General features: G+C 53.6%; 29 protein-coding genes, 1 other RNA gene and 1 other annotated feature. Of the genes, 15 read left to right on the top strand and 15 right to left on the bottom strand.

What is annotated here, in order from left to right; genetic code table 11:
- Window positions 1–7: 7 nt before the first annotated feature.
- From dnaX to ACIP6T_RS01005, 3 genes are all read right to left on the bottom strand, one after another.
- On the bottom strand, window positions 8–1,993 hold the full coding sequence (dnaX, locus tag ACIP6T_RS01015) for a DNA polymerase III subunit gamma/tau (RefSeq protein ID WP_400454883.1): 1,986 nt from the start codon (window positions 1,991–1,993) through the stop codon (window positions 8–10).
- Window positions 605–666, bottom strand: a sequence feature (DnaX frameshifting element). (Overlaps the previous gene by 62 nt.)
- A gap of 151 nt (window positions 1,994–2,144) precedes the next feature.
- Window positions 2,145–2,696: an adenine phosphoribosyltransferase gene (gene apt, locus ACIP6T_RS01010; RefSeq protein ID WP_097094679.1), complete on the bottom strand. Its 552-nt coding sequence runs from the start codon at window positions 2,694–2,696 to the stop codon at window positions 2,145–2,147.
- A 149-nt stretch (window positions 2,697–2,845) separates the two neighbouring features.
- Window positions 2,846–3,229 (bottom strand): DUF454 family protein, encoded by a 384-nt coding sequence (locus ACIP6T_RS01005; protein ID WP_345827139.1) that lies wholly within the window; start codon window positions 3,227–3,229, stop codon window positions 2,846–2,848.
- A 57-nt stretch (window positions 3,230–3,286) separates the two neighbouring features.
- Between ACIP6T_RS01005 and priC the strand changes: the two genes are divergently transcribed.
- From priC to rsmS, 3 genes are read left to right on the top strand one after another with little or no spacing between them, the layout of a single operon-like run.
- Window positions 3,287–3,799, top strand: coding sequence for a primosomal replication protein PriC (priC, locus tag ACIP6T_RS01000; RefSeq protein WP_400454880.1), 513 nt, complete (start codon window positions 3,287–3,289; stop codon window positions 3,797–3,799).
- Window positions 3,800–3,853: 54 nt separating this feature from the next.
- Entirely contained in the window at window positions 3,854–4,099 is a 246-nt protein-coding gene (locus ACIP6T_RS00995; RefSeq protein ID WP_400454878.1) for a GlsB/YeaQ/YmgE family stress response membrane protein, read from the top strand.
- Window positions 4,100–4,107: 8 nt separating this feature from the next.
- Window positions 4,108–4,266: a pleiotropic regulatory protein RsmS gene (rsmS, locus tag ACIP6T_RS00990; RefSeq protein WP_097094683.1), complete on the top strand. Its 159-nt coding sequence runs from the start codon at window positions 4,108–4,110 to the stop codon at window positions 4,264–4,266.
- Here the strand turns inward: rsmS and acrR are convergent.
- On the bottom strand, window positions 4,253–4,891 hold the full coding sequence (acrR, locus tag ACIP6T_RS00985; RefSeq protein WP_097094684.1) for a multidrug efflux transporter transcriptional repressor AcrR: 639 nt from the start codon (window positions 4,889–4,891) through the stop codon (window positions 4,253–4,255). The genes rsmS and acrR overlap by 14 nt on opposite strands.
- A 142-nt stretch (window positions 4,892–5,033) precedes the next feature.
- Here acrR and ACIP6T_RS00980 point away from each other — a divergent pair, with 142 nt between their 5' ends.
- From ACIP6T_RS00980 to ykgO, 4 genes are all read left to right on the top strand, one after another.
- Window positions 5,034–6,224, top strand: coding sequence for an efflux RND transporter periplasmic adaptor subunit (locus ACIP6T_RS00980; protein WP_345827142.1), 1,191 nt, complete (start codon window positions 5,034–5,036; stop codon window positions 6,222–6,224).
- Between the two features lie 17 nt (window positions 6,225–6,241).
- Window positions 6,242–9,391, top strand: a complete 3,150-nt coding sequence (locus ACIP6T_RS00975) for an efflux RND transporter permease subunit (protein ID WP_345827143.1) — start codon at window positions 6,242–6,244, stop codon at window positions 9,389–9,391.
- A 147-nt stretch (window positions 9,392–9,538) separates the two neighbouring features.
- On the top strand, window positions 9,539–9,796 hold the full coding sequence (locus tag ACIP6T_RS00970; RefSeq protein ID WP_097094687.1) for a type B 50S ribosomal protein L31: 258 nt from the start codon (window positions 9,539–9,541) through the stop codon (window positions 9,794–9,796).
- Window positions 9,797–9,811: 15 nt separating this feature from the next.
- Window positions 9,812–9,952 (top strand): type B 50S ribosomal protein L36, encoded by a 141-nt coding sequence (gene ykgO / locus ACIP6T_RS00965; protein ID WP_008103894.1) that lies wholly within the window; start codon window positions 9,812–9,814, stop codon window positions 9,950–9,952.
- 43 nt (window positions 9,953–9,995) lie between these two features.
- On the opposite strand, the gene ACIP6T_RS00960 is transcribed toward ykgO, so the two are convergent.
- From ACIP6T_RS00960 to ACIP6T_RS00950, 3 genes are read right to left on the bottom strand one after another with little or no spacing between them, the layout of a single operon-like run.
- Window positions 9,996–10,874 (bottom strand): metal ABC transporter substrate-binding protein, encoded by an 879-nt coding sequence (locus ACIP6T_RS00960; protein ID WP_097094688.1) that lies wholly within the window; start codon window positions 10,872–10,874, stop codon window positions 9,996–9,998.
- Window positions 10,875–10,895: 21 nt separating this feature from the next.
- Window positions 10,896–11,735, bottom strand: a complete 840-nt coding sequence (locus tag ACIP6T_RS00955; protein ID WP_345827146.1) for a metal ABC transporter permease — start codon at window positions 11,733–11,735, stop codon at window positions 10,896–10,898.
- Entirely contained in the window at window positions 11,732–12,388 is a 657-nt protein-coding gene (locus tag ACIP6T_RS00950; protein ID WP_400454872.1) for a metal ABC transporter ATP-binding protein, read from the bottom strand. Before ACIP6T_RS00950 ends, ACIP6T_RS00955 begins: the two co-directional genes overlap by 4 nt.
- Window positions 12,389–12,727: 339 nt before the next feature.
- Between ACIP6T_RS00950 and ACIP6T_RS00945 the strand changes: the two genes are divergently transcribed.
- The 3 genes from ACIP6T_RS00945 to ACIP6T_RS00935 all read left to right on the top strand — a co-directional run bounded on the left by ACIP6T_RS00945 (window position 12,728) and on the right by ACIP6T_RS00935 (window position 13,848).
- Complete coding sequence (locus ACIP6T_RS00945) at window positions 12,728–13,081, top strand: hypothetical protein (RefSeq protein WP_400454869.1); 354 nt, start codon at window positions 12,728–12,730, stop codon at window positions 13,079–13,081.
- A 146-nt stretch (window positions 13,082–13,227) separates the two neighbouring features.
- Window positions 13,228–13,605, top strand: coding sequence for an Hha toxicity modulator TomB (gene tomB, locus ACIP6T_RS00940; protein ID WP_097094692.1), 378 nt, complete (start codon window positions 13,228–13,230; stop codon window positions 13,603–13,605).
- Window positions 13,606–13,629: 24 nt separating this feature from the next.
- Window positions 13,630–13,848 carry an HHA domain-containing protein gene (locus tag ACIP6T_RS00935; protein WP_007886938.1) on the top strand — a complete coding sequence of 73 codons (219 nt, stop codon included), beginning with the start codon at window positions 13,630–13,632 and terminating at the stop codon, window positions 13,846–13,848.
- A 130-nt stretch (window positions 13,849–13,978) separates the two neighbouring features.
- Here ACIP6T_RS00935 and ffs read toward each other — a convergent pair.
- Window positions 13,979–14,075, bottom strand: an RNA gene (ffs, locus tag ACIP6T_RS00930) — signal recognition particle sRNA small type.
- Between the two features lie 179 nt (window positions 14,076–14,254).
- Here ffs and ACIP6T_RS00925 point away from each other — a divergent pair.
- On the top strand, window positions 14,255–14,566 hold the full coding sequence (locus ACIP6T_RS00925) for an MGMT family protein (protein WP_097094698.1): 312 nt from the start codon (window positions 14,255–14,257) through the stop codon (window positions 14,564–14,566).
- A 145-nt stretch (window positions 14,567–14,711) separates the two neighbouring features.
- Here the strand turns inward: ACIP6T_RS00925 and ACIP6T_RS00920 are convergent, their stop codons facing one another.
- Window positions 14,712–15,269: a YbaY family lipoprotein gene (locus ACIP6T_RS00920; RefSeq protein ID WP_097094699.1), complete on the bottom strand. Its 558-nt coding sequence runs from the start codon at window positions 15,267–15,269 to the stop codon at window positions 14,712–14,714.
- A 203-nt stretch (window positions 15,270–15,472) separates the two neighbouring features.
- On the opposite strand from ACIP6T_RS00920, the gene tesB reads away from it, so the two are divergent.
- Window positions 15,473–16,336, top strand: coding sequence for an acyl-CoA thioesterase II (gene tesB, locus ACIP6T_RS00915; RefSeq protein ID WP_400454866.1), 864 nt, complete (start codon window positions 15,473–15,475; stop codon window positions 16,334–16,336).
- A 71-nt stretch (window positions 16,337–16,407) separates the two neighbouring features.
- Here tesB and amtB read toward each other — a convergent pair whose 3' ends face one another.
- The 5 genes from amtB to ACIP6T_RS00890 form a co-directional block, all read right to left on the bottom strand.
- Window positions 16,408–17,697 (bottom strand): ammonium transporter AmtB, encoded by a 1,290-nt coding sequence (gene amtB / locus ACIP6T_RS00910; protein ID WP_097094701.1) that lies wholly within the window; start codon window positions 17,695–17,697, stop codon window positions 16,408–16,410.
- 33 nt (window positions 17,698–17,730) lie between these two features.
- Window positions 17,731–18,069 carry a P-II family nitrogen regulator gene (gene glnK / locus ACIP6T_RS00905; RefSeq protein ID WP_007886947.1) on the bottom strand — a complete coding sequence of 113 codons (339 nt, stop codon included), beginning with the start codon at window positions 18,067–18,069 and terminating at the stop codon, window positions 17,731–17,733.
- 259 nt (window positions 18,070–18,328) lie between these two features.
- Entirely contained in the window at window positions 18,329–20,104 is a 1,776-nt protein-coding gene (locus tag ACIP6T_RS00900) for a SmdB family multidrug efflux ABC transporter permease/ATP-binding protein (RefSeq protein ID WP_400454857.1), read from the bottom strand.
- Window positions 20,097–21,866: a SmdA family multidrug ABC transporter permease/ATP-binding protein gene (locus tag ACIP6T_RS00895; RefSeq protein WP_400454854.1), complete on the bottom strand. Its 1,770-nt coding sequence runs from the start codon at window positions 21,864–21,866 to the stop codon at window positions 20,097–20,099. Before ACIP6T_RS00895 ends, ACIP6T_RS00900 begins: the two co-directional genes overlap by 8 nt.
- A gap of 23 nt (window positions 21,867–21,889) precedes the next feature.
- Window positions 21,890–22,351, bottom strand: a complete 462-nt coding sequence (locus tag ACIP6T_RS00890; RefSeq protein ID WP_097094704.1) for an Lrp/AsnC family transcriptional regulator — start codon at window positions 22,349–22,351, stop codon at window positions 21,890–21,892.
- Window positions 22,352–22,466: 115 nt separating this feature from the next.
- Between ACIP6T_RS00890 and ACIP6T_RS00885 the strand changes: the two genes are divergently transcribed.
- A complete protein-coding gene (locus ACIP6T_RS00885) occupies window positions 22,467–23,501 on the top strand; it encodes a PLP-dependent cysteine synthase family protein (protein ID WP_400454851.1) in 1,035 nt (344 codons plus the stop codon).
- A 34-nt stretch (window positions 23,502–23,535) separates the two neighbouring features.
- Here ACIP6T_RS00885 and cof read toward each other — a convergent pair whose 3' ends face one another.
- Window positions 23,536–24,357, bottom strand: a complete 822-nt coding sequence (gene cof / locus ACIP6T_RS00880; protein WP_097094706.1) for an HMP-PP phosphatase — start codon at window positions 24,355–24,357, stop codon at window positions 23,536–23,538.
- 93 nt (window positions 24,358–24,450) lie between these two features.
- Between cof and ACIP6T_RS00875 the strand changes: the two genes are divergently transcribed.
- A complete protein-coding gene (locus tag ACIP6T_RS00875) occupies window positions 24,451–26,166 on the top strand; it encodes an SgrR family transcriptional regulator (protein WP_400454847.1) in 1,716 nt (571 codons plus the stop codon).
- A 26-nt stretch (window positions 26,167–26,192) separates the two neighbouring features.
- Window positions 26,193–26,888 (top strand): 7-cyano-7-deazaguanine synthase QueC, encoded by a 696-nt coding sequence (gene queC, locus ACIP6T_RS00870; protein ID WP_097094708.1) that lies wholly within the window; start codon window positions 26,193–26,195, stop codon window positions 26,886–26,888.
- Window positions 26,889–26,911: the final 23 nt, after the last annotated feature.

Below are 26,911 nucleotides of genomic sequence, written 5' to 3'. Positions count from 1 at the left end.
AGCATGTTCACACCGGTCGAATACTCTCTTCATCCAAATCGGCATCGAAGAATCGACGCAATGTCTGAATATGGGTATCACTTTCGATCGACTGTCGCGCCTGCGACAGTTTCTCTTCGTAAATGGCCTGGCGCCACTCCAGTGGCGTCAATACCGTGGGATTATCGTCTTCAATAATGGTCAATTCAACCGGCTGGCCGGCAGACTGACTTAATGCTTCCGCTAAAGTTTGCTGAGCGGAAGCGGAATTCAGATGGCGCTGGCTGCTGCGCAGATGCAGCGTAATGCCCTTTTCACTCACTTCTTTCCATGCGTTGAGCGCCACTTGCTGCACCAGTTTCGGTAACGTCAGCGTGGCAATTTCCGCTGCCCACGCATCGCGTTGCTGGGCCTCTTCCGCCAGACGAAGCGCCAGCTCAGGCGTTTTCTCATGCTCCAGAGCCGAACGCAAGGCTTTTGGCGTCGCTACCGGCTCTGGTTTTACCTCGGATGGCAGCTGCGTTTTCCAGCGGTAGGCTTCCGGTTTAGCCGGCGCTTTTACCGTGGATTCAGAGGCGCGCTGCTGTACACGTTCGGTGACGTTCGCGAGACGCTCCAGCGCCGGATTCGCCGGCCGCGCGGAACGCGCTGCCGGCTCACTCTTTTTTGCTTTGCCGGCTCCCTGACGCAGCAACTGAGTTCGCGCCTGTAACAGCTGGCTGGTGGAATCGGGTAACGGATCGGGCGCTGTTTGCATGTCAGGATAATCATCCGAAACTGGCGGCGCCTCGTTAACGGGTGGTGCCATTTGTGGCTGTGCAGCCTGCGCAGATGGCGCTTTGGCTGCCGCAGGTGCAGGTGCAGCAGCAACCTGCGGCGCGCTTTGTGGCGTTAATACCGGACGGGCGACGGGCTCAGCAATCGTCGCCTGCGGATGGAATGCCAATGCGCGCAGCAGCGTCATTTCCACGCCCAGGCGACGATCCGGTGCCAGCGGCAGATCTTTCCGCCCCATCAATAGCGTTTGGTAATAGAGTTGTACATCAGCCGGTGGCAGCACGCGCGCTAACTCACGCAGGCGATCGGCCTGGCTGAGATCATCCTCGCTAAGCGAACTCGGCAACAGCTGCACCATCGCAATGCGGTGTAGCAAACGCAGCATTTCCACCAGCAGCGCCTCCCACTCCACACCGCGCGACGCCGCCTGATTCAGCAGCGCCATCACCTGTTCGCCTTGCCCCTCCACCAGCGCTTCAATCAGCGCCAGCGGCTGCTCATCGTCCAGCGTGCCAAGCATCTGCGCCACGGTATCACGCGTGACGCTGCCCTGCCCCATGGCGATAGCCTGATCGGTCAGGCTGAGCGCATCACGCATGCTGCCATCAGCGGCGCGGGCCAGCAGATGCAGCGCGCGCGGTTCGGCAGCGATGTGCTCCTGCTCTAACACATGCGCCAGCTGCTGCTGAATTTGCTCGACATCGAGCGCTTTAAGATGGAATTGCAGGCAGCGTGACAGAATCGTCACCGGCAGCTTTTGCGGATCGGTGGTCGCCAGCAGGAATTTAACGTGTGATGGCGGCTCTTCCAGCGTTTTTAGCAGCGCGTTGAAGCTGTGGCGCGACAGCATGTGCACTTCATCGATCAGGTAAACCTTGAAGCGACCACGCGCCGGCGCGTACTGCACGTTATCGAGCAGATCGCGCGTATCTTCAACTTTGGTGCGCGATGCAGCATCAATCTCAATCAGATCGACAAAACGGCCCTGCTCAATCTCACGGCAGTTATCGCATTGTCCGCAGGGTGTTGCGGTGATGCCAGTTTCACAGTTTAGGCCCTTGGCCAGCAGACGGGCGATCGAGGTTTTCCCTACGCCGCGGGTGCCGGAAAAGAGATAAGCATGATGGATTCGTCCCAGTGACAATCCGTTGGCCAGCGCAGTCAGCACATGTTCCTGACCGACTACGTCAGCGAAAGCCTGGGGACGCCATTTTCGCGCAAGTACCTGATAGCTCATGTGGATTCAATCACTGGATTTTAAGGAGAAGGGAGAAGATGCAGCTTCGCAAACCCTGTTTATTTTGGCAGTAGTTTAACAGCCACAACCGGATCAGCAACCGATAACTTTACGGAGGTTGCGCCCCGCCACATAGCGGAGCGCACAGGCCTTAGTGGCCGGGGAAATTCACCAGGCTATAGCATTTGACGCCCATGGCGGTCAGACGGGCTTCGCCGGTCAGATCGAACAGATTAATCACGAAGGCGGCATCTTGCACTTCACCACCGGCGCGGCGGATCAGTTTCACCGTGGCTTCAATGGTGCCGCCGGTTGCCAGCAGATCGTCGACGACCAGCACCACGTCACCTGGCTTGATCGCATCTTTGTGCAGCTCCAGCGCGTCGGTACCGTATTCCAGCTCATAACTTTCACTGAAGGTGGCACGCGGCAGTTTGCCAGGTTTACGCACCGGCACAAAACCCACGCCCAACCCCAGCGCCACTGGCGCACCAAACAGGAAGCCGCGCGCTTCCGTTCCCACCACCTTGGTGATGCCCTTGTCACGATAACGCTCAACCAGAATGGCGATCGACGCGGCGTAAGCCTGCGGATCCTCCATCAGACTGGTGACGTCACGGAACAGAATGCCCGGCTTCGGATAGTCAGGAATGCTTTTGATGCTGTTTTTGATGAGTTCAAGCTGCTGCGCAGTTGCGGTCATAAATGTTACGCCTGGAGAAAATATCTAATACGCGCGACTTCTCAAGCGCCAAAAACCGGAAACCGGGTTAAGCGAAGAGGTTTATAAGGGAAGCCACGCACGAAGATGCCCAAATCTATGCAAATACCTCGCTAAATGCAACCCTAACGCTAAGGTTGCGGCGGGTTGTCATTCTCGTCCACCACCGGGATTCGCCACATAAACAGCAGCAGCAGGCACAGCATCACGCCTAACAGGATGCGCACCCACAGCAGGTTCACCAGATAAATGGACACCGAAAAGGTAATCACAATCAGCAATATGGCGCGTCCTTTAGCGCCGGGCGGCATAGCATGATGCTGCTGCCAGTGGCGAATAAAGCGGCCAAACGGCGATCGCCATAGCAGCCAGTCATGAAAGCGCGGCGACGAGCGCGCAAAACACCAGGCCGCCAGCAACACAAATGGCGTTGTAGGTAATAAAGGTAATACAATGCCGAGCGTACCTAGCACAATCGCCAGCCAGCCAAGGCTCAGTAGTAAAATACGCTGCATGCCGGATGCCTGAAAGAGTCAAAACAGCGTTACGTTAACACAGTCGGAAACCGAGTGATGCCCCAACCATCCGCACAACAGCGCCTTGGCGCGACACTGGATTTATTACGCCAGCAGATTGCGCAGCAGCCGGATGGTGCCTGTCGTCAGCCACGCTTTGATTCACAACTGTTTCGCACCTCCGGCACACGCCTGGCGGATTATCTCCTCGAACTGGAAGGCAATGTCGCGCAGTTAACCGCTGCTAATACTGATGTGGCACGGCGCCAATGGCTGGCGGATAAAGTGCTGGATCAAATCGCCGCGTTGCAGCGGGAGTGTCAGAGCCAACAGCTGCGCGTGCAGCGCGAGCGTCCACGTATCGATTCACGTCAAATAAAGCGTGAAGAGTACCAAGGCTACGAGCAGCGATTGCTGGCAATGATTCAGCAACGCGAACAGCATCTGGCACGTGCTGAAACCCTGAGCGTTCAGCAGCAACTGATGCGTGAAGTCGATCAGCTGCAAGAGCGGCTGGCGCGCTGCCGCGCTGCTATCTATAAACTGGCGCTGCCATCTACGCCACGCTAAACGCGACGCGTTTTCCTCTATACTCCTTTTAGTCAGAAAAAGAGGAGAAAAATCATGACGCTGGTTTTTTGGATTGTGATTGGATTAGCCGCAGGTTGGCTAAAGCGGGTGATTTTTCCCGGTCGTCCGGGGGGATTTGTGCCCACGCTGGTGCTGGCGGTGATTGGTGCGCTGATTGGCGGCTACATTGCCACCTACTTTACCACCGGCGATCTGGGAAGCTTAGCCCCCGCTGGTTTCGCCTCGGCACTCGCTGGCGCCCTCTTTATGCTGCTGGTCGCGGCAAAATTACGTATTTAGGAGAAACAATGTCACTGGACAGCGCACCAGACGAAATTAAGCTTGCCGTCGATCTGATTCAATTGCTTGAAGAGAATCACGTCCCCACCACCACCGTGCTGGCGGCATTAGCGATAGTTCAACGTGATTATGAGCAAAAAAAAGCGGCGGAGGTTAAGGCTGACTAATCAGCGTTGGGCTCAGGCGCAGCATATCCAGGAACGCATCCACCAGCTGTGGCGCATCTGCAGCTAAATCAAAGCTTTGTGGATTGAATAACCAGCTTTCCATCATGCCATTAATATAGCCACGCATCAGTAGCGCAGCTTGACGTGTATTAAGGCCGGCAGGTAATTTGCCAGCTTCAATACAAAGGCGAAGTACGTTTTCAATTCGATCGTAACACTCTTGCAGTAAGCTCTGCTGCATATCCTGTAACGTGGACATTTCGCCAACAAACTCACATTTATGAAAGATAATCTCCATTAATGCGCGTCTTTGCGGATCCTTTGCTGTGGCGTCAAGGATATAGATCAACATCGAGCGAACAACAGAAAGTGGATCGCCGGGGTATTTTGTCTGATACTCAAGTTCCACATCGTCCAGCCCAGCGTCACAACGTAGCCAGATCTCATGTAAAAGATCGGCTTTGTTTTTGAAATGCCAGTAGATAGCACCGCGCGTGACGCCGGCCGCTGCTGCGATATCCGCCAGAGACGTGGCGGCCACACCGTGTTTTGAAAAGTGTGTCAATGCGGCGTCAAGAATTTGATGCCGTGTTTCAAGAGCTTGCGCTTTGGTTTTTCGTGCCATAAAGGGCTTTTTTTACAAACTTGTAAGTTTACATACATTTGTGAATGTATGTACCATAGCACGACCCGTGTTTTAACGCAGCAATGGGTTTATCGGTTTGTGATCCATTGATCATTTGATATCGGACACTAGAGGTTTATTTATGAATAAAAACAGAGGATTAGCGCCTCTGGCGGCCGTCCTGATGCTTTCAGGCAGCTTTTTGTTAACAGGATGTGATGATAATAAATCCCAGCAAGCCGCCCAGCAGCAGCCCCCAGAAGTGGGTGTTGTCACGTTAAAAAACGAACCATTGAAAATTACTACCGAGCTGCCGGGCCGTACCTCGGCTTTTCGCGTTGCTGAAGTTCGCCCTCAGGTGTCAGGTATTATCCTTAAACGCAATTTTGTGGAAGGAAGTGACGTCAAAGCCGGTCAATCGCTGTATCAGATTGATCCCGCCACCTATCAGGCAGCATACGACAGTGCCAAAGCGGATTTAGCGCAGGCAGAAGCCAATGCCCGCGTTGCGCAGTTAACCATTACGCGTTACAAGCCGCTGCTGGGTACTAAGTACATCAGTCAGCAGGATTATGACAACGCAGCAGGTACAGCAGCACAAACTGCTGCCGCTGCACAGGCTGCACGTGCCAACGTTGAAACTGCACGCATCAATCTGGCGTATACCAAAGTGACCTCGCCTATCAGCGGTCGTATTGGTAAATCATCAGTGACCGAAGGTGCGTTGGTTTCCAATGGGCAAACCACTGCGCTGGCGACCGTGCAACAGCTCGATCCTATGTATGTCGATGTGACCCAATCCAGTGATGATTTCCTGCGTTTGCGCGCAGAGCTGGAATCCGGTCAGCTGAAACAGAACGACGGTAAGGCCAACGTCACCCTGCTGATGCAAAACGGTAGCGCATACGCTCAGACAGGCACATTGGAATTCTCTGATGTGAGCGTCGATGAAACCACCGGTTCGATTACCCTGCGCGCCATCTTCCCGAATCCGGACAACCGCCTGCTGCCAGGCATGTTTGTTCGCGCTCGTCTGGATGAAGGCACCAACCCAACGGCACTGCTGGTACCGCAACAGGGCGTAACGCGCTCTCCAACCGGTCAGGCAACAGCGTTGGTGGTTGGCGCGGATAATAAAGTGGAATCTCGTAACATCACCGCTAATCAGGCATTTGGTAACAAGTGGCTGGTCACGGACGGTCTGAAAGAAGGCGATCGGGTGATTACCACCGGTATCCAGCGTGCCAAACCGGGTGCGCAGGTGACGCCACAAGAAGTCTCCGACGATGCCAAAGCTGCACCAGAATCACCGTCTGCTAAATCATCGTCATAAACAGGAGCCACTGATACATGGCTAAGTTCTTTATTGATCGCCCCATTTTTGCGTGGGTGCTCGCCATCATCATTATGCTGGCCGGCTTGCTGTCGATTATCAGCCTACCGATTGAGCAATATCCCAATGTTGCGCCACCGGCAGTTGAAATCCAGGCGACCTACCCAGGTGCTGATGCGAAGACGCTGCAGGATTCGGTAACCCAGGTTATCGAGCAAAACATGAACGGGATTGATGGCCTGATGTATATGGCCTCAAGCAGTGACTCGTCGGGTACGTTGACGCTGACGCTGACTTTCCAATCCGGTACTGATGCCGATATCGCGCAGGTTCAGGTACAAAACAAACTGCAGCTGGCAATGCCATTACTGCCGCAGGAAGTACAGCAACAGGGTATTCAGGTTAAAAAATCCTCCAGCAGCTTCTTGATGGTGGCCGGCTTTGTGAGCGATGACGACAACATGACGCAGAATGACATCTCTGACTATGTTGCCTCTAACATCAAAGACCCGATTAGCCGTACGCCCGGCGTAGGTGATACTCAGGTGTTTGGTGCCCAGTATGCGATGCGTATCTGGCTGGATCCGCACAAGCTGAACAACTATCAGCTGACGCCAGTAGATGTCATTAATGCACTGAAAATTCAGAACACCCAGGTTGCAGCGGGCCAGTTGGGCGGAACACCGCCGGTACCAGGCCAACAGCTTAACGCCTCGATTATTGCGCAAACCCGTCTGACATCGACAGACGAGTTCGGCAATATCATGCTGAAAGTGAATCAGGATGGTTCGCAGGTGCGTCTGCGTGACGTGGCGAAGATTGAACTGGGTGGTGAAAACTACGAGATCATCGCACGTTATAACGGCAAACCGGCTTCCGGTATCGGTATCAAACTGGCAACCGGCGCGAATGCACTGGATACTGCGGATGCCGTAAAAGCGGAACTGGCTAAACTGCAGCCGTTCTTCCCGTCAGGCATGAAAACCGTTTATCCGTACGACACTACGCCGTTCGTTAAAATTTCGATTTTCGAAGTGGTGAAAACGCTGTTCGAAGCGATCGTGCTGGTGTTCCTGGTGATGTATCTGTTCCTGCAGAACTTCCGTGCAACGCTGATTCCAACTATTGCCGTTCCGGTGGTCTTGCTCGGTACCTTTGCGGTTATCAGCGCCTTTGGCTATTCGATAAACACCCTGACGATGTTCGGGATGGTGCTCGCCATCGGCCTGCTGGTGGATGACGCCATCGTGGTGGTAGAGAACGTCGAACGTGTTATGGCCGAAGAGGGTTTACCGCCTAAAGAAGCCACGAAACGTTCGATGGAGCAGATTCAGGGCGCACTGGTGGGTATCGCACTGGTTCTGTCTGCGGTATTTATTCCGATGGCCTTCTTCGGCGGTTCAACCGGCGTAATCTATCGCCAGTTCTCGATCACCATCGTTTCTGCGATGGCGCTGTCGGTACTGGTGGCGTTGATCCTGACGCCAGCGCTGTGTGCCACCCTGCTGAAGCCGGTGGCAAAAGGTAACCACGGTAAAACCACCGGTTTCTTCGGTTGGTTCAACCGGCTGTTCGATAAGAGCACCAACCACTACGTGGATAGTGTTGGCCATATCGTGCGTAGTACCGGTCGCTACCTGCTGATTTATCTGGTTATTGTCGTCGGTATGGCCTACCTGTTCCTGAAACTGCCTACCTCGTTCCTGCCGGAAGAGGATCAGGGGCTGTTACTGGCACAGGCACAGCTACCCGCCGGTGCAACTCAGGAACGTACGCAGAAAGTACTGGATCAGGTAAGTGACTACTTCCTGACCAAAGAGAAAGACAGCGTTAACTCGGTGTTTACTGTTAACGGCTTCGGCTTCGCCGGTCGTGGTCAGAACACCGGTATCGCGTTTGTTAGCCTTAAGCCGTGGGATGAGCGTGGCGATGCCAACCTGAAAGTGCCTGCGATTGCCGGACGTGCTATGCAGGCGCTCGGACAGATCAAAGATGCAATGGTGTTCCCGTTCAACCTGCCGGCGATTATCGAATTGGGTAACGCCACTGGCTTCGACTTCATGTTGACCGATCAGGGTAACCTGGGTCACGAGAAGCTGACTGCCGCGCGTAACCAGCTGTTTGGCATGATTGCCCAGCATCCGGATACGCTGGTGGGCGTACGTCCAAACGGTATGGAAGATACGCCGCAGTACAAACTGATCATCGATCAGGAAAAAGCGCAGGCGTTGGGTGTGTCGCTGTCTGACATCAATACCTCGCTGGGCGCGGCCTGGGGTGGTTCCTACGTCAACGACTTCATCGACCGCGGTCGCGTGAAGAAAGTTTACGTCATGGGCCAGGCCGATTCGCGTATGTTGCCGGACGATATCAGCAAATGGTATGTGCGCAACGGCACTGGCACCATGGTTCCATTCTCGGCCTTCGCATCGGCGAAATGGCAATATGGTTCGCCACGCCTTGAGCGTTACAACGGCTTGCCGTCAATGGAGATTCTTGGCCAGGCTGCGCCAGGCAAGAGCTCCGGTGATGCCATGAACCTGATGGAACAGCTGGCAGGAAAACTGCCTGCGGGCATCGGATACGACTGGACGGGTATGTCCTACCAGGAACGCTTGTCCGGCAACCAGGCGCCGGCGCTGTATGCCATCTCGCTGATCGTGGTGTTCCTGTGTCTGGCGGCCCTGTATGAGAGCTGGTCGATTCCGTTCTCAGTAATGTTGGTGGTACCGCTGGGTGTTGTTGGTGCACTTCTGTTTACCACACTGCGCGGCTTGAGCAACGACGTCTACTTTGTGGTGGGCTTGTTGACCACCATAGGATTGTCGGCGAAGAACGCCATCCTGATCGTTGAATTCGCTAAGGATTTGATGGAGAAGGAGGGCAAGGGGTTGGTTGAATCAACGCTGGAAGCATCACGTATGCGTCTGCGTCCGATTTTGATGACCTCACTCGCCTTCATCCTCGGCGTAATGCCGCTGGCGATCAGTACTGGCGCAGGTTCTGGTGCGCAGAATGCGGTAGGTACTGGCGTTATGGGCGGGATGGTAACCGCGACAGCGCTGGCTATCTTCTTCGTTCCGGTGTTCTTCGTGGTGGTGCGCCGCCGCTTCAGCAAGAATAAATCTGAGCTGGAGCAGGGTCATCCGGTGGAACATAAGCACTAAGTTTTACCCTTCTCTAAAAGGCCGCTGATGCGGCCTTTTTTATTGTTATCTCCTCCCCCTTAGAATCCCTGTATTTAACACGGTTGCAATCGACATCCTTCAGGTTCATACTACTGTTATATTATAACATTACATATCGAGGTCATTATGAAACCGAATATTCATCCCCATTACCGTCCTGTTGTGTTCCACGACACCTCAGCTAACGAGTACTTTAAGGTCGGTTCAACTATCAAAACTGAACGGACTATTGAGTATGAAGGTGAAGTGCTGCCCTACGTGACGCTGGATGTCTCCTCTAAATCTCATGTGTTCTACACCGGCAAGCAGAAAGATTTCGCCAAAGAAGGCAGTACCGCACGTTTCAACCAGCGTTTTGGCAGCTTTCTTACGCGCAACAAGTAACACGGGAGATGAGGCATGCAGGTATTAAGTTCATTGCGGTCTGCTAAGACTCGCCATAAAGATTGCAAAGTCGTGCGGCGCAAAGGTCGCATTTATGTCATTTGTAAAACGAATCCGCGCTTTAAGGCGGTTCAGGGAAGAAAGAAAAAAAGGTAGGAAAGTGTCGTGATAATTGGCCGGGATGCTCCCCGGCCTTTTTTTATTGCATGCTATGCAGCATAGCGTCAACGTTGTGTTTGAATGCCGCAACGTAGGTTGCAGCAGGGCCATTAGCCTCAGACAACGCTTCCGGATAGAGTTCCCCGCCCGGCTGCGCACCGGTTTCGCTGGCAATCTGTTTCACCAAACGTGGATCGGTCTGGTTCTCCATAAAGTAGGTGTTGATGTGCTCAGCCTTCAGCTGTTTGATGATTGAGGCCACATCGCTGGCACTGGCTTCTGCTTCGGTAGAGAATCCAACCGGCGCGAGGAAGCTTACGCCATAACGCTGGCCGAAATAGCCGAAGGCATCATGGCTGGTTAGCACCTTACGCTTACTTTTCGGCACTTTATTAAAGGCAGTTTTCGCCCAGCTATCTAGTTTCTGCAGCTGCTGAATGTAGCTTTCACCGCTTTTACGGATATCCGCCGCATCTTCAGGATCCGCTTTGATGAGTGCATTCATCACATTCGTGGCGTAAATCACACCGTTTTGCATACTGTTCCAGGCGTGCGGATCGGTGACGCTTTTACCGTCCTCTTCCATCTTGCGTGTGTTCACTCCATTTGATGCCACCACAATCGTGCCTTTGTAGCCTGACGCGCTAATTAGGCGATCCATCCACCCTTCCATCCCTAAACCGCTGACAAACACCACATCAGCCTTTGACAGCGCCTGGCTATCCTGCGGCGTAGGTTCAAAGGTGTGTGGATCGCCGTTAGGCCCCACCAGAGACTTCACATTGACGTGCTCGCCGCCAACCTGCTTAACGATATCTGCCAGCACGGTAAAACTGGCGACAACATCGACGCTTTTAGCCAGCGTCAGTGGGCTTACCAGCATTACACCAATCGCCAGACTCAGCGGTAACTTCTTCATTCCTATCCCCTTATAGTGTGGTTATCGACGGCGCACCAGGCCGCCACATGGTCCTGTCAAAACAGAAATCAGAAATAGCACCGCAGCGCTTAGCACCACCGCCGGGCCGGCGGGTAGCGAGAAATGCCACGATAGCATCAGGCCAATCAGCGCAGAGACGACGGCCAACAGCATGGCGATACCCAGCATGCAGGCCAGATGGCGACTCCAGAAACGCGCGCTGGTAGCGGGCAGCATCATCAATCCCACCGACATCAGCGTACCGAGCACCTGAAATCCAGCCACTAAATTGAGTACCACCAGCATCAGGAATAAGCCGTGTACCAGCGGTGCGCTCCATTTACCCTGAGCTCGCAGAAAATCGGGGTCAAAGGCATCAATGACCAGCGGACGGAAAATCACTGCCAATAGCAGCAGAGTGAAAGCCGCAATCCCGCCAACCAGCACAATGGCTGCGTTATCCACCGCCAAAAGTGACCCAAACAACACGTGCAGCAGATCAACGCTTGAACCACGCAGCGACACCAGCGTGACGCCAAGCGCGAGAGAACCGAGGTAAAAGCCGGAGAAACTGGCATCCTCTTTCAGATGTGTATAGCGGCTGACAGCGCCAGAGAGTAATGCCACCGCCAAACCGGCAATCAGGCCGCCGATGCCCATCGCCACCAGCGATAAACCTGACACCAGATAACCAATCGCCGCACCGGGCAGCACGGCATGCGACAGCGCATCGCCGACCAAACTCATGCGGCGCAGTGAAAGAAAGACACCCAGCGGCGTAGCGCTGATCGCCAATGCAACGCAGGCGACCAGCGCGCGGCGCATAAAACCAAATTCGATAAAGGGCTGGATTAATGTCACGACGCTACCCTGCGCAAGGTTGGCGTGTCCGTGGCGCCAGCTACGTCGAGCGACAACACATCGCGGAAATAACGCGCTACCAGTGGACGATCGTGCAATACGACTAATAATGTGGTGCCAGCCTGTTGCTGCTGTTCGAGGATCGACATCAGTAAGGTGACGGTTTGCGTATCAATGCCATTGAAGGGTTCATCTAATAGCCACAGCTGGCTGCGCTGCAGCATCAAACGCGCGAAGAGCACGCGCTGCAATTGTCCGCCGGAGAGGGTTGAGGGCTGAGCATCCGCGAATTCACGCATGTGTACAGCATCAAGTGCGGCATCAATTTCCCGACGTAACGCGCGATTGATGCCACCGAACCATCCACAGCGCGGCCAGCATCCCATGGCAACCAGCTCATAAGCCGTCAGAGGAAAACGTGTTTCGAGTTCACTGCGTTGCGGTAACCATCCGAGCGCTTTGCGCGGCATCTGCAATTCACAACAGCCCGAAATGGGAGGCAGTAAACCCGCAATGGTTTTCAATAAGGTTGATTTACCCGTGCCGTTAGCGCCGACCAACGCCGTCATGCTGCCTTTCATCAATGCACCATTGACGACCGGCGTTACCGCGCGCCCGTGATATCCTGCTTGTAATTCTTTGAAATGTATCATTACTGCAGGCCCCACCAAATTGAAAGCGTCAGCAGGGAAATCAGCAACAGCGCGATCAGCACACGCCCGCCAAGGGATAGAAGTAATCCACTGTGATTCATACTCTACAACCAAAAATGTTATAACATAACAATTACGTTACCCGATCTCCCCGTGTTATGCCTGAGCAAAAGTGTTTCAAAAGTTGTTCTTTTCCGAAGACATCAGCAGAAATTCAATGCTTTCGCCTGATTAAGTTATGAAACCCATCACAACGATTGCTGTTTCTGTTTATTAGCGACTTGCAATGTTGCGTAAGAAGCACAATGATAGAAACGTGACTCTTTTACTGGATACAAAATGGCGTCTATTATTCATTATGATATTGCTATGGATGAGGACGATTGCGAAAAGTTGCAAAGAATTATCCAGGGGAATATTCTCAAAATAGCCGAGGCATTAGCCGGTGATTTACAGTGGTATTCTCAAAACGCGCAATTAGTTCCCAATAGCTTCCATGTTATTTCTATTCAACCTTCAGACGATTATCGATTTAAAATGCTTTACGATTTTAGCTGGAATTTATTTAATCCTTGCCTGGATTTAAATGAAACTTTTAAGCGTCGTGAAGAAGTGCTGTTCCAGGTATCGCCCGGCGCACTGGTGTTTGCGGTGATTGATAATGCGCGCCCCTCTCCTGCCGATGAATTGTAATATTTGGTAATTGAGGTGAGCAAAGCTAATGATTGTGGATTACATTTAAGGAGTCGCTAAGACATTTTTATTCGTAATCGCTTCCTGGTAGCTTTTCCTAATCTCGCCGCACTGCGGTAACTGTGCTAGCTATGGAGGGGAAAAAGATGGACGAATACTCACCGAAACGGCATGATATTGCCCAGCTTAAATACCTGTGTGAGAACATGTTCGACGAAAGTATGGCAACATTGACTGATAGCCATCATGGTTGGGTTAATGATCCTACTTCGGAAAGCAATTTACAGCTCAACGATTTGATTGAGCACATCGCTTCTTTCACGATGAATTACAAAATTAAGCACGTTGAAGATGAAGCCCTGATAACGCAAATCGATGAATATCTTGACGATACCTTTATGCTGTTCAGCAGTTACGGAATCAATACTCAGGATTTACAACGGTGGCAGCGTTCTGCAAAACGTTTATTTAATCTGTTTGCCGAAGAGTGTGCTTATCTCCAACAACCTAGCCATTCCTTTTAGCACCAGACTGAGACCGGTTTATTTATGAGCAACCAAGCCTTAACAAAAACAGACTATTTGATGCGACTGCGCCGCTGTCGCTCAATCGACACCCTTGAACGGGTAATCGAAAAGAACAAGTACGAATTACCTGACAATGAACTCGCAGTATTCTATTCGGCAGCCGATCATCGTCTGGCTGAACTGACGATGAATAAGCTGTATGACAAAGTACCGGTTTCTGTCTGGAAGTTCGTCCGCTAAGTTTCTCCTCTATCTGCCGTTCTGCAACGACATTGTATTCATCAAGGAGTGATTCCCCGGCAAAGGAGTGCCAGATTTCTCTGTGCGTCGCATTCAGTGAAGTTTTTAGGTGGGTACAAATGGGTGGGGGCCCTGCCAGCTACATCCCGGCACACGCGTCGCCTGCTGCGGCTGCTTCCTTCCGGATCTGACCGAGTTCACAAGTTAGCGTTGCGGGAGAACCAACAGGGCCCCCATTGACGAACCCTCATTTCGAGAGCGCAGGCATTATCAAGTAACCCCCTAGCAATTGCAAGCGCAGGCCGGACAACCGTTGTTTTCTTGCACAAGCACACAGCTAAGCGCTGTTGTCTACCCTTCTGCATGCTAAAGTTTAGCCCTTTCCTCAATAAAAATAGGTGCGCACATGAGCGACCAAAACAACTTTTCAGAGCGCGTCTGGCAGATCATTGCGGCCATTCCGGCGGGAAAAGTCACCACTTATGGTGATGTGGCGCAGCTGGCAGGATCGCCACGTGCAGCGCGTCAGGTGGGCGGCGTATTACGCCGTTTGCCAGAAGGCAGTAAATTACCCTGGTTTCGCGTCATCAATCGCCATGGGCGCATTTCACTGCAGGGCGATGACCTGTTTCGTCAGCGTGATGCGCTAGAAGCGGAAGGGATTGAAGTGAGTGATGCTGGGGAAATCGAATTAGAAAAATATCGGTGGCAAATTTAGTGGTGCTCTATGTCGCGCTCAGACCCGCTACCGTTTCGTAAAGCCGCTGTCTCGTCCCTGATCGCTCGGCACACGCCATCCATGGCGTGTGACGCTTTACTCCACGGCAGCGGGCCTGAGCGCTCGGCCTATGCCATTTGTAAGATTACAAGTTCGTCGGTGCTGGCACCGAAGCCGATGGCGTAACCTGCGTCGGTGAAGTAGAAGGCACCGTGGTCGCTGCGCCCGGCTGGGTTGGCATTGCGACGTTAGTTACCGGCACCAACAGCAGCTCCGCTTTGGTTCCACCCTCATTAATCACCGGTTTCACCGTATCGGTAATAAACGCCAGCTTGCCATCAATCGCAATCGCCGCGCTTAACAGGATGCGCGCGTTTGGCTGAATGTCTGCCGGATTAAATGGCAAGATAAACTGGAACGGCGCCTGTTTACCTTCCGTGCGCACCACGCGCTGCGAAAGTACCTTAGACGGTGCATCAGCCAGCGAAGCATCCGAGAGCGTTACGGTTAGCACCGCATCCGGCGGCAGCGCAATACGTTGGCGGATATACACCGAACCACTGACGTTAGGCTGCGTGATCGCAGCCTGCTGCCCTGCTACTGCTGAACCCAGCGTAGGTGTTGCCACCGGCTTGCTGTGATCAGCACAACCTGTAATCGCTGCCGCCAAAGTCATACCGCTAATAACTTGCCAGAGTTTCATCGATGTCGTCTCCTTGTGAACATATGATTATCGGCGGTGAATATGTTGGGTAGCTTTTCAGCCGCCGAATGTCCTTAATTCTGGCACAAAAATCGGCATTGCGCCCAAAGCCGCCAGCAGCTTGCTGAAATCGCGGCAAAATCATTGACGGAAACTGGTCGGATCTTTCACACTGACGCGAAAGACACACTGAGGAATCCGCAATGAGCCAGGCACTGCACAACCTGCTTAATTTATTGAATCTGGAAAAACTGGAAGAAGGCCTGTTTCGGGGTCAGAGCGAAGATCTTGGGCTACGCCAGGTGTTTGGTGGCCAGGTGGTGGGTCAGGCGCTGTACGCCGCAAAACAAACGGTGCCTGAAGAACGCATCATCCACTCTTTTCACAGTTACTTCTTGCGGCCTGGCGATAGCCATAAAGCCATCATTTATGATGTTGAAACGCTGCGTGACGGTAAAAGCTTCAGCGCTCGCCGCGTAAGTGCGGTACAGAATGGTCAGCCGATCTTTTACATGACGGCCTCATTCCAGGCGCCAGAAAGTGGTTTCGAACATCAAAACAGCATGCCGCAGGTGCTGGGCCCGGAAAATCTCCCCTCGGAACAAGACTTAGCGAAAAAGCTGGCCGCGCACTTGCCGCTCAAGCTGAAAGAAAAATTCCTCGCCGAACGTCCACTCGATATCCGCCCTGTGCAGATTCACAACCCGTTAAAAGGGCACGTTGACGAACCGGTTCGCCAGGTGTGGATCCGCGCCAACGGCGAGCTGCCAGAAGATCGCCGTATTCACCAATACTTGCTGGGTTATGCTTCCGATCTCAACTTCTTACCCGTTGCTCTGCAGCCGCACGGCAAAGGCTTCCTTGAGGCCGATATGCAAGTCGCCACCATCGATCACTCTATGTGGTTCCATCGCCCGTTCGACTTATCAGAATGGCTGCTGTACAGCGTGGTAAGTACCTCTGCGTCCAGCGCACGGGGCTTTGTGCGCGGTGAATTTTACAAGCAGGATGGCACCCTTGTGGCAACCACGGTACAGGAAGGCGTGATGCGCCAACGCGACGCATAAAAAAAGGGGCGAAATCATCGCCCCTTGTACTTTTTATAGTTTTAGCGCACTGCTCTTCTTCAGCCCGATACTTACTGGTTGTAAGCGTTCTCGCCGTGGCTGTTCACATCCAAACCTTCACGTTCCTGATCTTCCGGAACACGCAGGCCAACAATCATATCCGCCAGTTTGAAGCCGATAAAGGCAACAACTGCGGTCCAGACGATGGTTACACCAACGCTGAACAACTGCACCCAAACCTGATGTCCCATGGTCACGCCTTCTGCGTAGCCCACGCCGCCCAGTGAAGAGGAGGCAAATACACCCGTCAGGATACAGCCGAGGATACCGCATACGCCGTGCACACCGAACACATCACACGGGTCATCAACGCGCAGCCATCTTTTCAGCGTCGTCACGCCCCACAGACCGGCTAAGCCACCCGCCAGGCCGATGATCAGCGCGCCGCCGACACCAACGTAACCACAGGCAGGAGTAATCGCCACCAGGCCCGCGATAAAACCTGAGCACGCACCCAACAGAGAAGGTTTACCACGCACCGCCCACTCGCCAAACACCCACGACAAAACAGCGCCCGCAGTTGCCACGACGGTATTCAGGAAGGCCAGCGCAGCGATTTCGTTCGCAGAGGAAGCTGAACCGGCATTAAAACCAAACCAACCGACGTACAGGATCGCAGTACCGAGGAACACCATCGGCAGGTTATGCGGTTTGAACGCTTCTTTACCGAACCCTGCACGCTTGCCAACCAGGTAAGCCCCCACCAAACCAGCAACTGCGGCATTGATATGGACAACGGTACCACCTGCAAAATCGAGCGCGCCATCTTGTGCCAGCAAGCCGCCCGCCCACACCATGTGTGCGATTGGCAGGTAAGCCAGCGTCAACCACACGACAACGAAAATCAGCACCGCAGAGAAGCGAATACGTTCTGCCAGGGCGCCCACAATCAGGCCGACGGTGATACAGGCAAATGATGCCTGGAAAGCCACGTGAATATATTGGTAGAAACTGCCCATCACGGCTTTCAGCTCAATATTCTTCAGCATCGCCCACTGGAAGTTCCCGAAGAAGGCGTTGCCTTCACTGAAGGCCAGTGAGTAGCCATAAATCACCCACAGCACGCATACCAGCGAGAAAGTCACGGCAACCTGGGTCAGCATGGAGAGCACGTTCTTACCGCGGATCAAACCGCCGTAGAACAAAGCGATACCCGGAATGGACATGAACAGTACCAGCGCGGTACAGATCATCATAAAGGCATTATCGGCTTTATCGGCTACGGCAGGCGCGGCCGCCATGGCCAGCGAGGGTAACAGCGCGAGGCTGGTGAGGCCCAACTTCGTCATTACTTTATTCATTTCTTTCCATCCCATCACAATTCAGAGCCCCAGTTACAGTGCTGCTTCGTCGGTCTCGCCGGTGCGAATACGAATGACGCGCTGCAGTTCCGCGACGAAAATCTTGCCGTCGCCAATTTTGCCGGTATAAGCGGCTTTGCTGATAACATCGACCACTTCGTCGAGTTGATCGTCCGCAATAGCGATATCAATTTTTACTTTTGGCAGGAAGTTAACGCTGTACTCGGCACCGCGATAAAGCTCTGCGTGACCTTTCTGGCGACCAAAACCTTTAACTTCGGTCACTGTCAGTCCCTGAATGCCAATAGAGGATAAGGCTTCACGCACGTCCTCCAGCTTAAATGGTTTGATTACCACGGTAACCAGCTTCATACGTTCCCCTCCGGATAAGAAATTGAGTGAGTCTTCGCGGACACGTAGGGATATAAGCAAAGGCTGTGCCATAAATAAAAAAAGTGGAATGTCAGTAGAATAGGCGCGCTGCATCACGCTTCGTTATGTGAAGCGCGACGCAACTTTGGCAGAGGGAAAGAGTAAGGTGTTGCAAAGTTGCACTGTTATGGTGCCTACAGCCTCAAAGCAGTGCATCAATACAGAACATTCCGATAAAACTGTGCAAAAAAGGTGCAAGTCACCCTTCAGCATGTACGGGAATGCCCGCTGCGAGTTCATCGCCAGCCTGCTGCAGCTGATACATTTGCCAATAACGTCCCTGCTGAGCCAGCAATTCAGCATGCGTACCGCGCTCAACCACCTGTCCACGGTGCAGCACTAAAATCTGGTCGGCTTCCGTGATGGTGGAAAGCCGGTGTGCAATCACCACCAACGTACTGTGCTGCCGCAGAGCGCGTAATGCGTGTTGAATTGCTTGCTCAGTCCCGGAATCGATATTGGCAGTGGCTTCATCAAGGATCAGAATCTGCGGCAATGACACCAGCACGCGCGCCAGTGCCAGCAGCTGTTTCTGTCCAACCGAGAGGTTATTGCCCTGCTCGCCAAGGCGCGTGTAAATCCCATCAGACATGCTGCGCGCCAGCGATGCCAGCTGCACGGTTTCCAGCGCTTGCCACACTTGCTCTTCTGGGATGTCGCGCCCTAAGCGGACGTTGGCCAGCAACGAATCTGCCAGCACCACCGGATCCTGCTGCACCATGGCGATGCTTTGGCGCAGGGCTGCGTGTGATAGCAGCGGCAACGGACGACCATCCAGTTCGATAGTGCCGCGTGTTACCGGATAATAGCCCATTAACAGGTTGGCTAAGGTACTTTTCCCGCTGCCGGTATGCCCAACCAGCGCCACAAAATTGCGCGCTGGCACGTCAAGATTAATATTGCTCAGTACGTCGCGGTTATCACGATAAGCAAAGCTCACATCGCGCAGGGAAATCTCTCCTGACGCCAGCGGCCGATCATCTGCGCCGTAGCCTTGCTGCACGGCATCCATCAGTTCAAAAATGCGTTCGCCTGATACCACCGCCTGTTGCAGCATCGACTGCTGCGTGGTTAATTCAATCAAGGGTTCATTGAGTCGGCCAAGATACGTGATGAACGCATAAAGCACGCCAACCTCAAACACGCCCGGCGTGGCGAAGCTAAACAGCATCAACAAACCGCACAGAATCATGGCGGAGAACAAGCTCAGCAACGGACGCAACAGAAAACCGTCCAGCCGCAGCGTTTCCATCCGCGCCAGATAGTGCGAACGACTCGCTTCGCCCATGCGCTCACCAAAACGTGCCTGCTGGCGAAACTGTTGGATCACGCTCATGCCGTTGATCACTTCATTGAAACCGTTATTGATGTCGGCCAGATAGCTGCGCACGCGGCGGGCAATTGGCGTACTGAAGCGTTGATAAATCATCATCACCGTCAGCACCAGCGGGAAAATCACCAGCGCCACCAGCGCCATACGCCAATCAAGCGAGAACATCGCCACCAGCATCGCACCAATCAGCGCAGCAGCACGCAATACGGTGGCGACCACGGTGACGTAAAGATCTTTGATCACTTCGGTGTCATTAGTGACGCGCGAGATAATTTGTCCGACCGGCTGCGTATCAAAAGCGCTGAGCGGTTGACGCAACGCCGCGTTCATCACATCAACGCGCAGTTGCTGCACTACGCCAATGGCCGCACGGTTAAACAGCAGCGCCTGAAAATAGTGCAAACCGGCCGCCAGCAATTGCAGCAGAACGAAGCTCACCAGCAGCCCAGCCGCAATCCCCCACGGCATCTGATGTTTCGCCACCAGATTATCGATAAAGTAGCTGACCAGCACGGGCCCGGTAACTTCCGCAGCAGCTGCAATCCACAGCATTCCTACCGCCAGCCATAGCGATTTACGCCACGGTTTGCCGTACGCCAGTAATCGTTTCAGCGTTGGCCATAAACGTTGTGATTTAGCCACGGCGTGCTCCTTCTGCCACTTCATCCTCATCTAATGCGGCTTCTAGCTGCTGATAGCGGTACATATCGCGATACCAGCCCTCTTTGGCTGTTAAGGTGTCATGATCGCCACGCTGCGCCACCGCGCCATGCTGCAGCACCAGAATTTCACTGGCCTCGGTCAGCGCCGACAAACGGTGCGCACTGATAATTAACGTGCGGCCTTTTCCCCACTGACGCAGGTTATGCAGGATGTCATGTTCCGTACGACCATCAACCGCCGACAGCGCATCATCAAGAATCAGGATTTCGGCATTCAGCAACAGTGCACGCGCAATTGAGATGCGCTGCTTCTGTCCACCAGACAGCATCACGCCGCGCTCGCCCACTTCGGTTTCATAACCTTGGGGCAGGCGTAGAATATCGTCATGCACGCAGGCCATTTTCGCCACTTGTTCCAGCTCTTGCTGCGTGGCATTTGGGCGACCGAGCGCCAGATTATTGGCAATGGTGTCGGAGAACAGAAATGGCGTTTGACTCACCACCGCCAAACGACTGCGCCAGCTATCAAGCCGTAGCTGCTGCAGCGGGGTATTGTGATAGCGAATATCTCCTTGGTCGATATCGAAATGACGCTGAATCAGGCTCAGCAACGTACTCTTGCCGCACCCGGTTGGGCCACATAAACCGAGCATCTGGCCCGGTTTTAGCTGGAAGTTAATATGGCTGAGAACGGCGCCGGAACTGGCTGGATAGCGAAATTCGCGGATCGCGACGTGCAGATCGCCGGGGTCGGCGGGCAACACTTTCTGTCCATCCTCAACCGCAGGCACTTCTGCCAGCAGCGAGCGAATGCGACTCCATGCCGCGCTACCGCGCTCAACAATATTGATCATCCAGGCCAGCGCCAGCATTGGCCAAATCATCAGACCGAGATACATCACGAAGCTGGTGAGCTGACCGAGCGTTAAACTGCCGTTCCACACCATCCAGCCGCCGCCGGCGATCGCCAGCAGATTGGATATCCCGACCGCAATATAGATGGTGGGATCGAAACGCGCATCGACGCGCGCCACATGCAGGTTTTTCTTGCCAGTATCCGCGGCAATGTCTGAAAACTGTTGCGACTGATGAACTTCCAGGCCAAAGGCTTTGATCATGCGAATACTGGTCAGGCTTTCCTGAGTTTGATCGTTGAGGCTGGAAAACGCCGCCTGGGCGACTTTGAAGCGCTGATGCAAACGGGCGCCATCTTTCTGAATGACGAACGCCATAATCGGCATCGGTACCAGTGCCAGCAGCGTAAGCTGCCAGCTGATTTGCGTGCTCATCACCGCCAGCACCACTAGCCCCATCACCAAAGAATCCACCAGCGTCAGCACGCCTTCACCCGCAGCAAAAACAACGCGATCAACATCATTGGTGGCACGCGCGATAAGATCGCCAGTGCGGTGGCGCAGATAAAACGCCGGATGCTGACGACTGAGTTGACGATAGAAATCCTCACGTAGTTCCACCGCCAGCTGATAGGAGGCCCCGAATAGCAGCACGCGCCAGACGTAACGCAGCAAATAGACCACAACAGCCGTCACCAGCATGATGCCGATCCACATGAAGATCTGCCCTGCGTCCAGAGTATGCTGTGTCACGCCATCGACAATCACGCCCACCACATGCGGTGGCAGCAATTGCAGAAGCGCAATCACAATCAGCAAGCTGACGGCACCTAAATACCGCCGCCACTCGCGCAAGAAATACCAACTTAACTGACTGAATAATCGCACAAGACTGTCTCTTTATGTGCCCGTTAAGGCGCTACCGGCAAGGCGGTGGTGTATTTAATTTCTTCCATGGCAAAACTGGAGGTCACATCCATCAGGCCCGGCACGCCATTCACCAGACGTTTGTAAAAACCGTCGTAACTCTTCATATCCGCGACCTGAATGCGCAACAGATAATCGTACTCGCCTGCCATGCGGTAAAACGCCATCACTTCCGGCATTTGCTGCACCACGCTGACGAATTGCCTGAACCATTCGCTGCTGTGCTGCTGGGTTTTAACAAACATAAAGGCAGTAAGAGATAGACCAATCTTTTCGCCATCGATCAAGGCCACGCGCGCACGAATAATGCCATCATCTTCCAGTTTTTTCAGGCGTTTCCAGCAGGGTGTTGTGGTGAGATTTACCGCATCGGCTAATGTCTGCAGCGACAATGTGCAATCCTGTTGCAGCATTGACAGCAGAGTGCGGTCAGTTTTATCTAACATCGGCCACTCCCGGAGAAAAATTTTCTCTAATCGCACCATTATAACCGGATTAAGGCAACCTCTTTTTCCTGCCAGTGCCTTACACTGTGCGCAATAATGATCACGGAAAAGCAACATGCAAACGCCCTGGGTTCGCCACGCCATCAATGAAATTAACGCCGATTTTCAGCGCTCGGCGGATACGCATCTGATCCGCTTCGCGCTGGATGATTTTCCCGGCATTCACTTCTATCTGAAGGATGAAAGCACGCATCCCACCGGCAGCCTGAAACATCGACTGGCGCGCTCGCTATTTCTCTATGGTTTGGTTAATGGTCGTATCCGTGAAAATACGCCGATCATCGAAGCGTCATCGGGCAGTACTGCGGTATCAGAAGCCTACTTCGCGCGATTGCTTGGCCTGCCGTTTATCGCAGTGATGCCCGCCAGCACCGCCAAACGCAAGATCGAGATGATTCGTTTCTATGGTGGCGAGTGCCATTTCGTTGCCGATCCCTGCCAGCTTTACAGCGAATCGGAACGGTTAGCGCGTGATCTCAATGGCCATTTTATGGATCAGTTCACCTATGCCGAGCGCGCTACGGACTGGCGCGGTAATAACAACATCGCTGAAAGCATTTTTCGTCAGATGTCCCACGAACCGTTCCCGGTACCGCATACGGTGATCATGAGCGCAGGCACCGGCGGCACATCAGCCACCTTAGGCCGCTACATCCGCTATCAGGGCCACAACACGCGCCTGCTGGTCGTGGATCCACAGCATTCCGTGTTTTTCGATTACTGGCACAGCCGCAATCCTGCGCTGCGTAGCAATCGCGGGAGCTTAATTGAAGGCATTGGTCGGCCGCGCGTTGAACCGTCCTTTTTACCCGACGTGATTGACGAAATGATGAAAGTGCCCGACGGCGCAACTGTTGCCGCGATGCTGCAGCTAGAGCAGATCCTTGGACGTCGTCCTGGCGCCTCAACGGGTACTAATTTCTGGGGGATGCTGCAGGTGGCAAAACGTATGCGTGAAACAGGTGAGCAAGGCTCGCTGGTGACATTGCTGTGCGACAGCGGGGAACGCTATCCCGACACCTATTACAATGCAGACTGGGTGAAGCTGAATATCGGTGACATCGAGCCCTGGATCCGTGAACTGCAATAAAAAACCGGACGTCCTGTCCGGTTCACTGTAAGCCTCAGCATTCGGGGGAATAATCGAGGTGTGGTGTGGTCATCCAGTGATTTAAGTAGTGAGACACCGCCTGTGCCTCGCAATGGCCAATAATCGGCAGGTGGGGCAACGACGTTTTAAGTTGATTCATCGCGTTGCCCATAATGAACCCGCGGCCGACGCGTTCCAGCATTTCACGGTCGTTCATCGCGTCGCCAAACGCCATGCAGTCCGCCAACGACAGCGAAAGATGCTGGCACAAACGCCCCAGCGCTGCGCCTTTATGGCAATCGACCGGTAACACTTCCAGACAATCCCACGCGGAAAAGCAAATATTCGCCCGCTCGCCCAGCGCTGCCTGCAATTCACTGCGCAATGCCTGCAACATCTCGTGAGGTGCAATAAAACAGATCTTGGTGACCTCATGCGCTGACATCTGGCGCAAATCACGCAGCTGATAATGGAAACCGCTCATAGCATGCGCCTCAAGCGCGCCGAGCAGCGGCTTATCGGTAAACCAGCCTTCGTCGTTGAAAATATGAATCGAAGCAGGGGTTTGCCAATGGGTATGAATCACCTCTTCTGCCACCGATGAGGTTAAATCACAGCCGTAAAGCTGGTTGCCTTCCAAATCGTGAATACGCGTGCCATTGCCGGTAATCAGCCATGCCGGCAAGGTAATTTGATCGCGCACACGCTGCATATCCATGAGATGTCGGCCGGTGGCAAAAGCCAGGGTTACACCGCGCTCATGCAACGCATGCAAACTTGCCAGCGTTTCATTCCCTAAACGATGCGTGGGCAGAAGCAGTGTACCGTCCATATCAAATGCCGCGAGGCGTGCCATGCGAATTCTCCTGTCTGAGTGAGGAGCTTACTATCACCTGGTAATTACGGAACTAATAGTGAATACTTCATTAAAACTGTTCCGGGTTTAGCGATGCGCGAACTTCATCGGGTTAATCAATTTCAACGTCTTTGGCAACTCAGTCACGGTGAGACGCAACGCCTTAGCGTCGCCGCGATGGCGCAGCACTGTTTTTGCAGCGAGCGCCATGTGCGCACGCTACTACGACAATGGCAAGAGATTGGGTGGCTGCGCTGGCGTGGCGAATCAGGGCGCGGCAAACAGGGCGAACTGACTTTTTTAGTATCGCCAGAGCAGCTGCGTCAACAACTGTTAACTCAACAGCTTGACGCCGGCGAAGCGGTGCAGGCATTGCAGGTGTTGGATCTCGATCCTGAACGGCTGGTGAAAATGCTGCGGCCACTGATGGGTGGGCAATGGCAGAACCAGTCTCCGGTGCTGCGTATCCCCTACTACCGTCCAATGGAGCCATTGCGCCCTCTGCAACTAACCGGACGCGCTGAACAGCATTTGGCGCGACAAATTTTCTCAGGATTAACGCGGTTTCGCGGTAATGATGTTGAAGGTGATATCGCCCATCATTGGCAGCACGATGCCAGCGGCAGGGATTGGTACTTCTGGCTGCGTCCACAGCTTAGCTGGCATAACGATGAGCCCATGCAGGCCGCGCAGTTGGTCGAACAACTGATGCAGATCAGGCAAACTCCGCGCGGCTTACGTCTGCTATCGGCCATTGAAAAGATTGAAGCCCCGCATCCTCTGGCCATTCGCATCCAGTTAAATGAAAGTGATTACTGGCTACCGCAGCGGCTTGCGCATCAGTTTTGCTTGTTACCTCATCCAGACTTAGCTGATATTGGTAGCGGTCCCTGGAAACTGACTCATTTCACTCCTGAAATGGTGCGGCTGGAGAGCCATACTCGCTGGCACTTTCAGCGCCCGCTGATACAGCGCATGGAATATTGGATCACACCACAACTGTTTGATCGTGACCTCGGCACCAGCTGTAGCCACCCGGTACAAATTGCCATTGGCGATCCGGATGAACTGGATAAGCTGCGATCGGTTGACCGCAGTATCAGCCTGGGATTTTGCTATCTGGCACCGCGTATCTCGTCACATTTCAGCACCAAACAGGCCCAATTATTGATTGCCCTAATTCAGCGCAGCGGCGTGATTCAGCAGCTACCGCTGGCTGAAGGGTTGATTACTCCCAGTCATGAGTTGTTGCCTGGCTGGCCGGTGCCATTAGCAGCAAGTGATGCGATAGCACTGCCGCAAACGCTAACGTTGCATTACCATTTACCGGTTGAACTGCATGTGATGGCACAGGCATTGGTTCCGCTATTAGCGCAATACGGCTGCGCCCTTACCTGCGTCTTTCATGATGTAAAAAGCTGGCGCGATGATAGCGATCTTAGTCAGGCCGATGTGGTGATGGGCGATCGACTGATTGGCGATGCTCCGCTGTTTACTTTGGTAAACTGGCTGGAGAATGATCCGCTATGGCTGCCGCTGCGCGCAAAAGTATTGCAACCCGCCCTGAGCGCCATTGCTCAGCAGGATAGTGCGATGCAGCGCAGTGCTTTAACCCAACAGCTGTTCCAGCAGCTGATGAGCGATGGCTATCTGCTCCCCCTGTTTAACTATCGCTATCAGGTATTTGCGCCACCGGGCGTGGAAGGTATCCAGCTTAACAGTTTGGGCTGGTTTGATTTCACCCGAGCATGGATCCCACCGCCAACGGCTGCCAACACTGTTCAGCCCTTGCCTGAGCCAGTACCATAGGCACACTGAATTTTGGGGAAGAACAAATGAAACGAGCTGTTGTGGTTTTTAGTGGCGGACAAGACTCCACCACGTGTTTAATTCAGGCGCTGCAACACTACGATGAAGTGCATTGCGTCACTTTTGATTACGGTCAGCGTCATCGTGAAGAAATTGAGGTTGCGGCAGCGCTGTCACACCAGCTGGGCGCACGCGCGCACAAAGTACTGGATGTTACGCTGCTTAATGAACTCGCCGTCAGCAGCCTAACGCGCGACAACATTCCCGTGCCCACTTACGATCCTAATGCCAGCGGTTTACCGAGCACCTTTGTGCCGGGCCGCAATATTCTGTTCCTGACGCTGGCCGCAATTTACGCCTATCAGGTTGAAGCAGAGGCCGTGATCACCGGCGTGTGTGAAACGGATTTCTCTGGCTATCCGGATTGCCGGGATGAGTTTGTAAAAGCGCTCAACAACGCTGTGAGCCTTGGTATGGCGCGCAATATTCGCTTTGAAACGCCACTGATGTGGCTGAACAAAGCCGAAACCTGGGCGCTGGCTGATTACTGGCAACAGTTGCCGCTGGTGCGTGCAGAAACCCTCACTTGTTATAACGGCGTGAAAGGCGATGGCTGTGGTGAATGCGCGGCTTGCCACTTACGGGCTCGAGGCCTGGCAGATTATCAGGCTAATGCGTCAGCCGTAATGGCAGCAATGAAACAAAAAAGCGGCCTCAACTGATTAGGCCGCGACTTACACTGGCG

Source organism: Pantoea sp. NPDC088449, from assembly GCF_044753225.1.
In the GTDB taxonomy this organism is placed as follows: Bacteria; Pseudomonadota; Gammaproteobacteria; order Enterobacterales; family Enterobacteriaceae; genus Pantoea; species Pantoea floridensis.
The sequence above is the reverse complement of the archived record's forward strand: the minus strand, read 5'-3'. Positions and strand labels throughout refer to the sequence as shown.

Excerpts from the sequence above, each read along its gene's own strand:
- dnaX (WP_400454883.1), bottom strand. The coding sequence starts at position 1,993 with ATGAGCTATCAGGTACTTGCGCGAAAATGGCGTCCCCAGGCTTTCGCT.
- apt (WP_097094679.1), bottom strand. The coding sequence starts at position 2,696 with ATGACCGCAACTGCGCAGCAGCTTGAACTCATCAAAAACAGCATCAAA.
- ACIP6T_RS01005 (WP_345827139.1), bottom strand. The coding sequence starts at position 3,229 with ATGCAGCGTATTTTACTACTGAGCCTTGGCTGGCTGGCGATTGTGCTA.
- priC (WP_400454880.1), top strand. The coding sequence starts at position 3,287 with ATGCCCCAACCATCCGCACAACAGCGCCTTGGCGCGACACTGGATTTA.
- ACIP6T_RS00995 (WP_400454878.1), top strand. The coding sequence starts at position 3,854 with ATGACGCTGGTTTTTTGGATTGTGATTGGATTAGCCGCAGGTTGGCTA.
- rsmS (WP_097094683.1), top strand. The coding sequence starts at position 4,108 with ATGTCACTGGACAGCGCACCAGACGAAATTAAGCTTGCCGTCGATCTG.
- acrR (WP_097094684.1), bottom strand. The coding sequence starts at position 4,891 with ATGGCACGAAAAACCAAAGCGCAAGCTCTTGAAACACGGCATCAAATT.
- ACIP6T_RS00980 (WP_345827142.1), top strand. The coding sequence starts at position 5,034 with ATGAATAAAAACAGAGGATTAGCGCCTCTGGCGGCCGTCCTGATGCTT.
- ACIP6T_RS00975 (WP_345827143.1), top strand. The coding sequence starts at position 6,242 with ATGGCTAAGTTCTTTATTGATCGCCCCATTTTTGCGTGGGTGCTCGCC.
- ACIP6T_RS00970 (WP_097094687.1), top strand. The coding sequence starts at position 9,539 with ATGAAACCGAATATTCATCCCCATTACCGTCCTGTTGTGTTCCACGAC.
- ykgO (WP_008103894.1), top strand. The coding sequence starts at position 9,812 with ATGCAGGTATTAAGTTCATTGCGGTCTGCTAAGACTCGCCATAAAGAT.
- ACIP6T_RS00960 (WP_097094688.1), bottom strand. The coding sequence starts at position 10,874 with ATGAAGAAGTTACCGCTGAGTCTGGCGATTGGTGTAATGCTGGTAAGC.
- ACIP6T_RS00950 (WP_400454872.1), bottom strand. The coding sequence starts at position 12,388 with ATGATACATTTCAAAGAATTACAAGCAGGATATCACGGGCGCGCGGTA.
- ACIP6T_RS00945 (WP_400454869.1), top strand. The coding sequence starts at position 12,728 with ATGGCGTCTATTATTCATTATGATATTGCTATGGATGAGGACGATTGC.
- tomB (WP_097094692.1), top strand. The coding sequence starts at position 13,228 with ATGGACGAATACTCACCGAAACGGCATGATATTGCCCAGCTTAAATAC.
- ACIP6T_RS00935 (WP_007886938.1), top strand. The coding sequence starts at position 13,630 with ATGAGCAACCAAGCCTTAACAAAAACAGACTATTTGATGCGACTGCGC.
- ACIP6T_RS00925 (WP_097094698.1), top strand. The coding sequence starts at position 14,255 with ATGAGCGACCAAAACAACTTTTCAGAGCGCGTCTGGCAGATCATTGCG.
- ACIP6T_RS00920 (WP_097094699.1), bottom strand. The coding sequence starts at position 15,269 with ATGAAACTCTGGCAAGTTATTAGCGGTATGACTTTGGCGGCAGCGATT.
- tesB (WP_400454866.1), top strand. The coding sequence starts at position 15,473 with ATGAGCCAGGCACTGCACAACCTGCTTAATTTATTGAATCTGGAAAAA.
- amtB (WP_097094701.1), bottom strand. The coding sequence starts at position 17,697 with ATGAATAAAGTAATGACGAAGTTGGGCCTCACCAGCCTCGCGCTGTTA.
- glnK (WP_007886947.1), bottom strand. The coding sequence starts at position 18,069 with ATGAAGCTGGTTACCGTGGTAATCAAACCATTTAAGCTGGAGGACGTG.
- ACIP6T_RS00890 (WP_097094704.1), bottom strand. The coding sequence starts at position 22,351 with ATGTTAGATAAAACTGACCGCACTCTGCTGTCAATGCTGCAACAGGAT.
- ACIP6T_RS00885 (WP_400454851.1), top strand. The coding sequence starts at position 22,467 with ATGCAAACGCCCTGGGTTCGCCACGCCATCAATGAAATTAACGCCGAT.
- cof (WP_097094706.1), bottom strand. The coding sequence starts at position 24,357 with ATGGCACGCCTCGCGGCATTTGATATGGACGGTACACTGCTTCTGCCC.
- ACIP6T_RS00875 (WP_400454847.1), top strand. The coding sequence starts at position 24,451 with ATGCGCGAACTTCATCGGGTTAATCAATTTCAACGTCTTTGGCAACTC.
- queC (WP_097094708.1), top strand. The coding sequence starts at position 26,193 with ATGAAACGAGCTGTTGTGGTTTTTAGTGGCGGACAAGACTCCACCACG.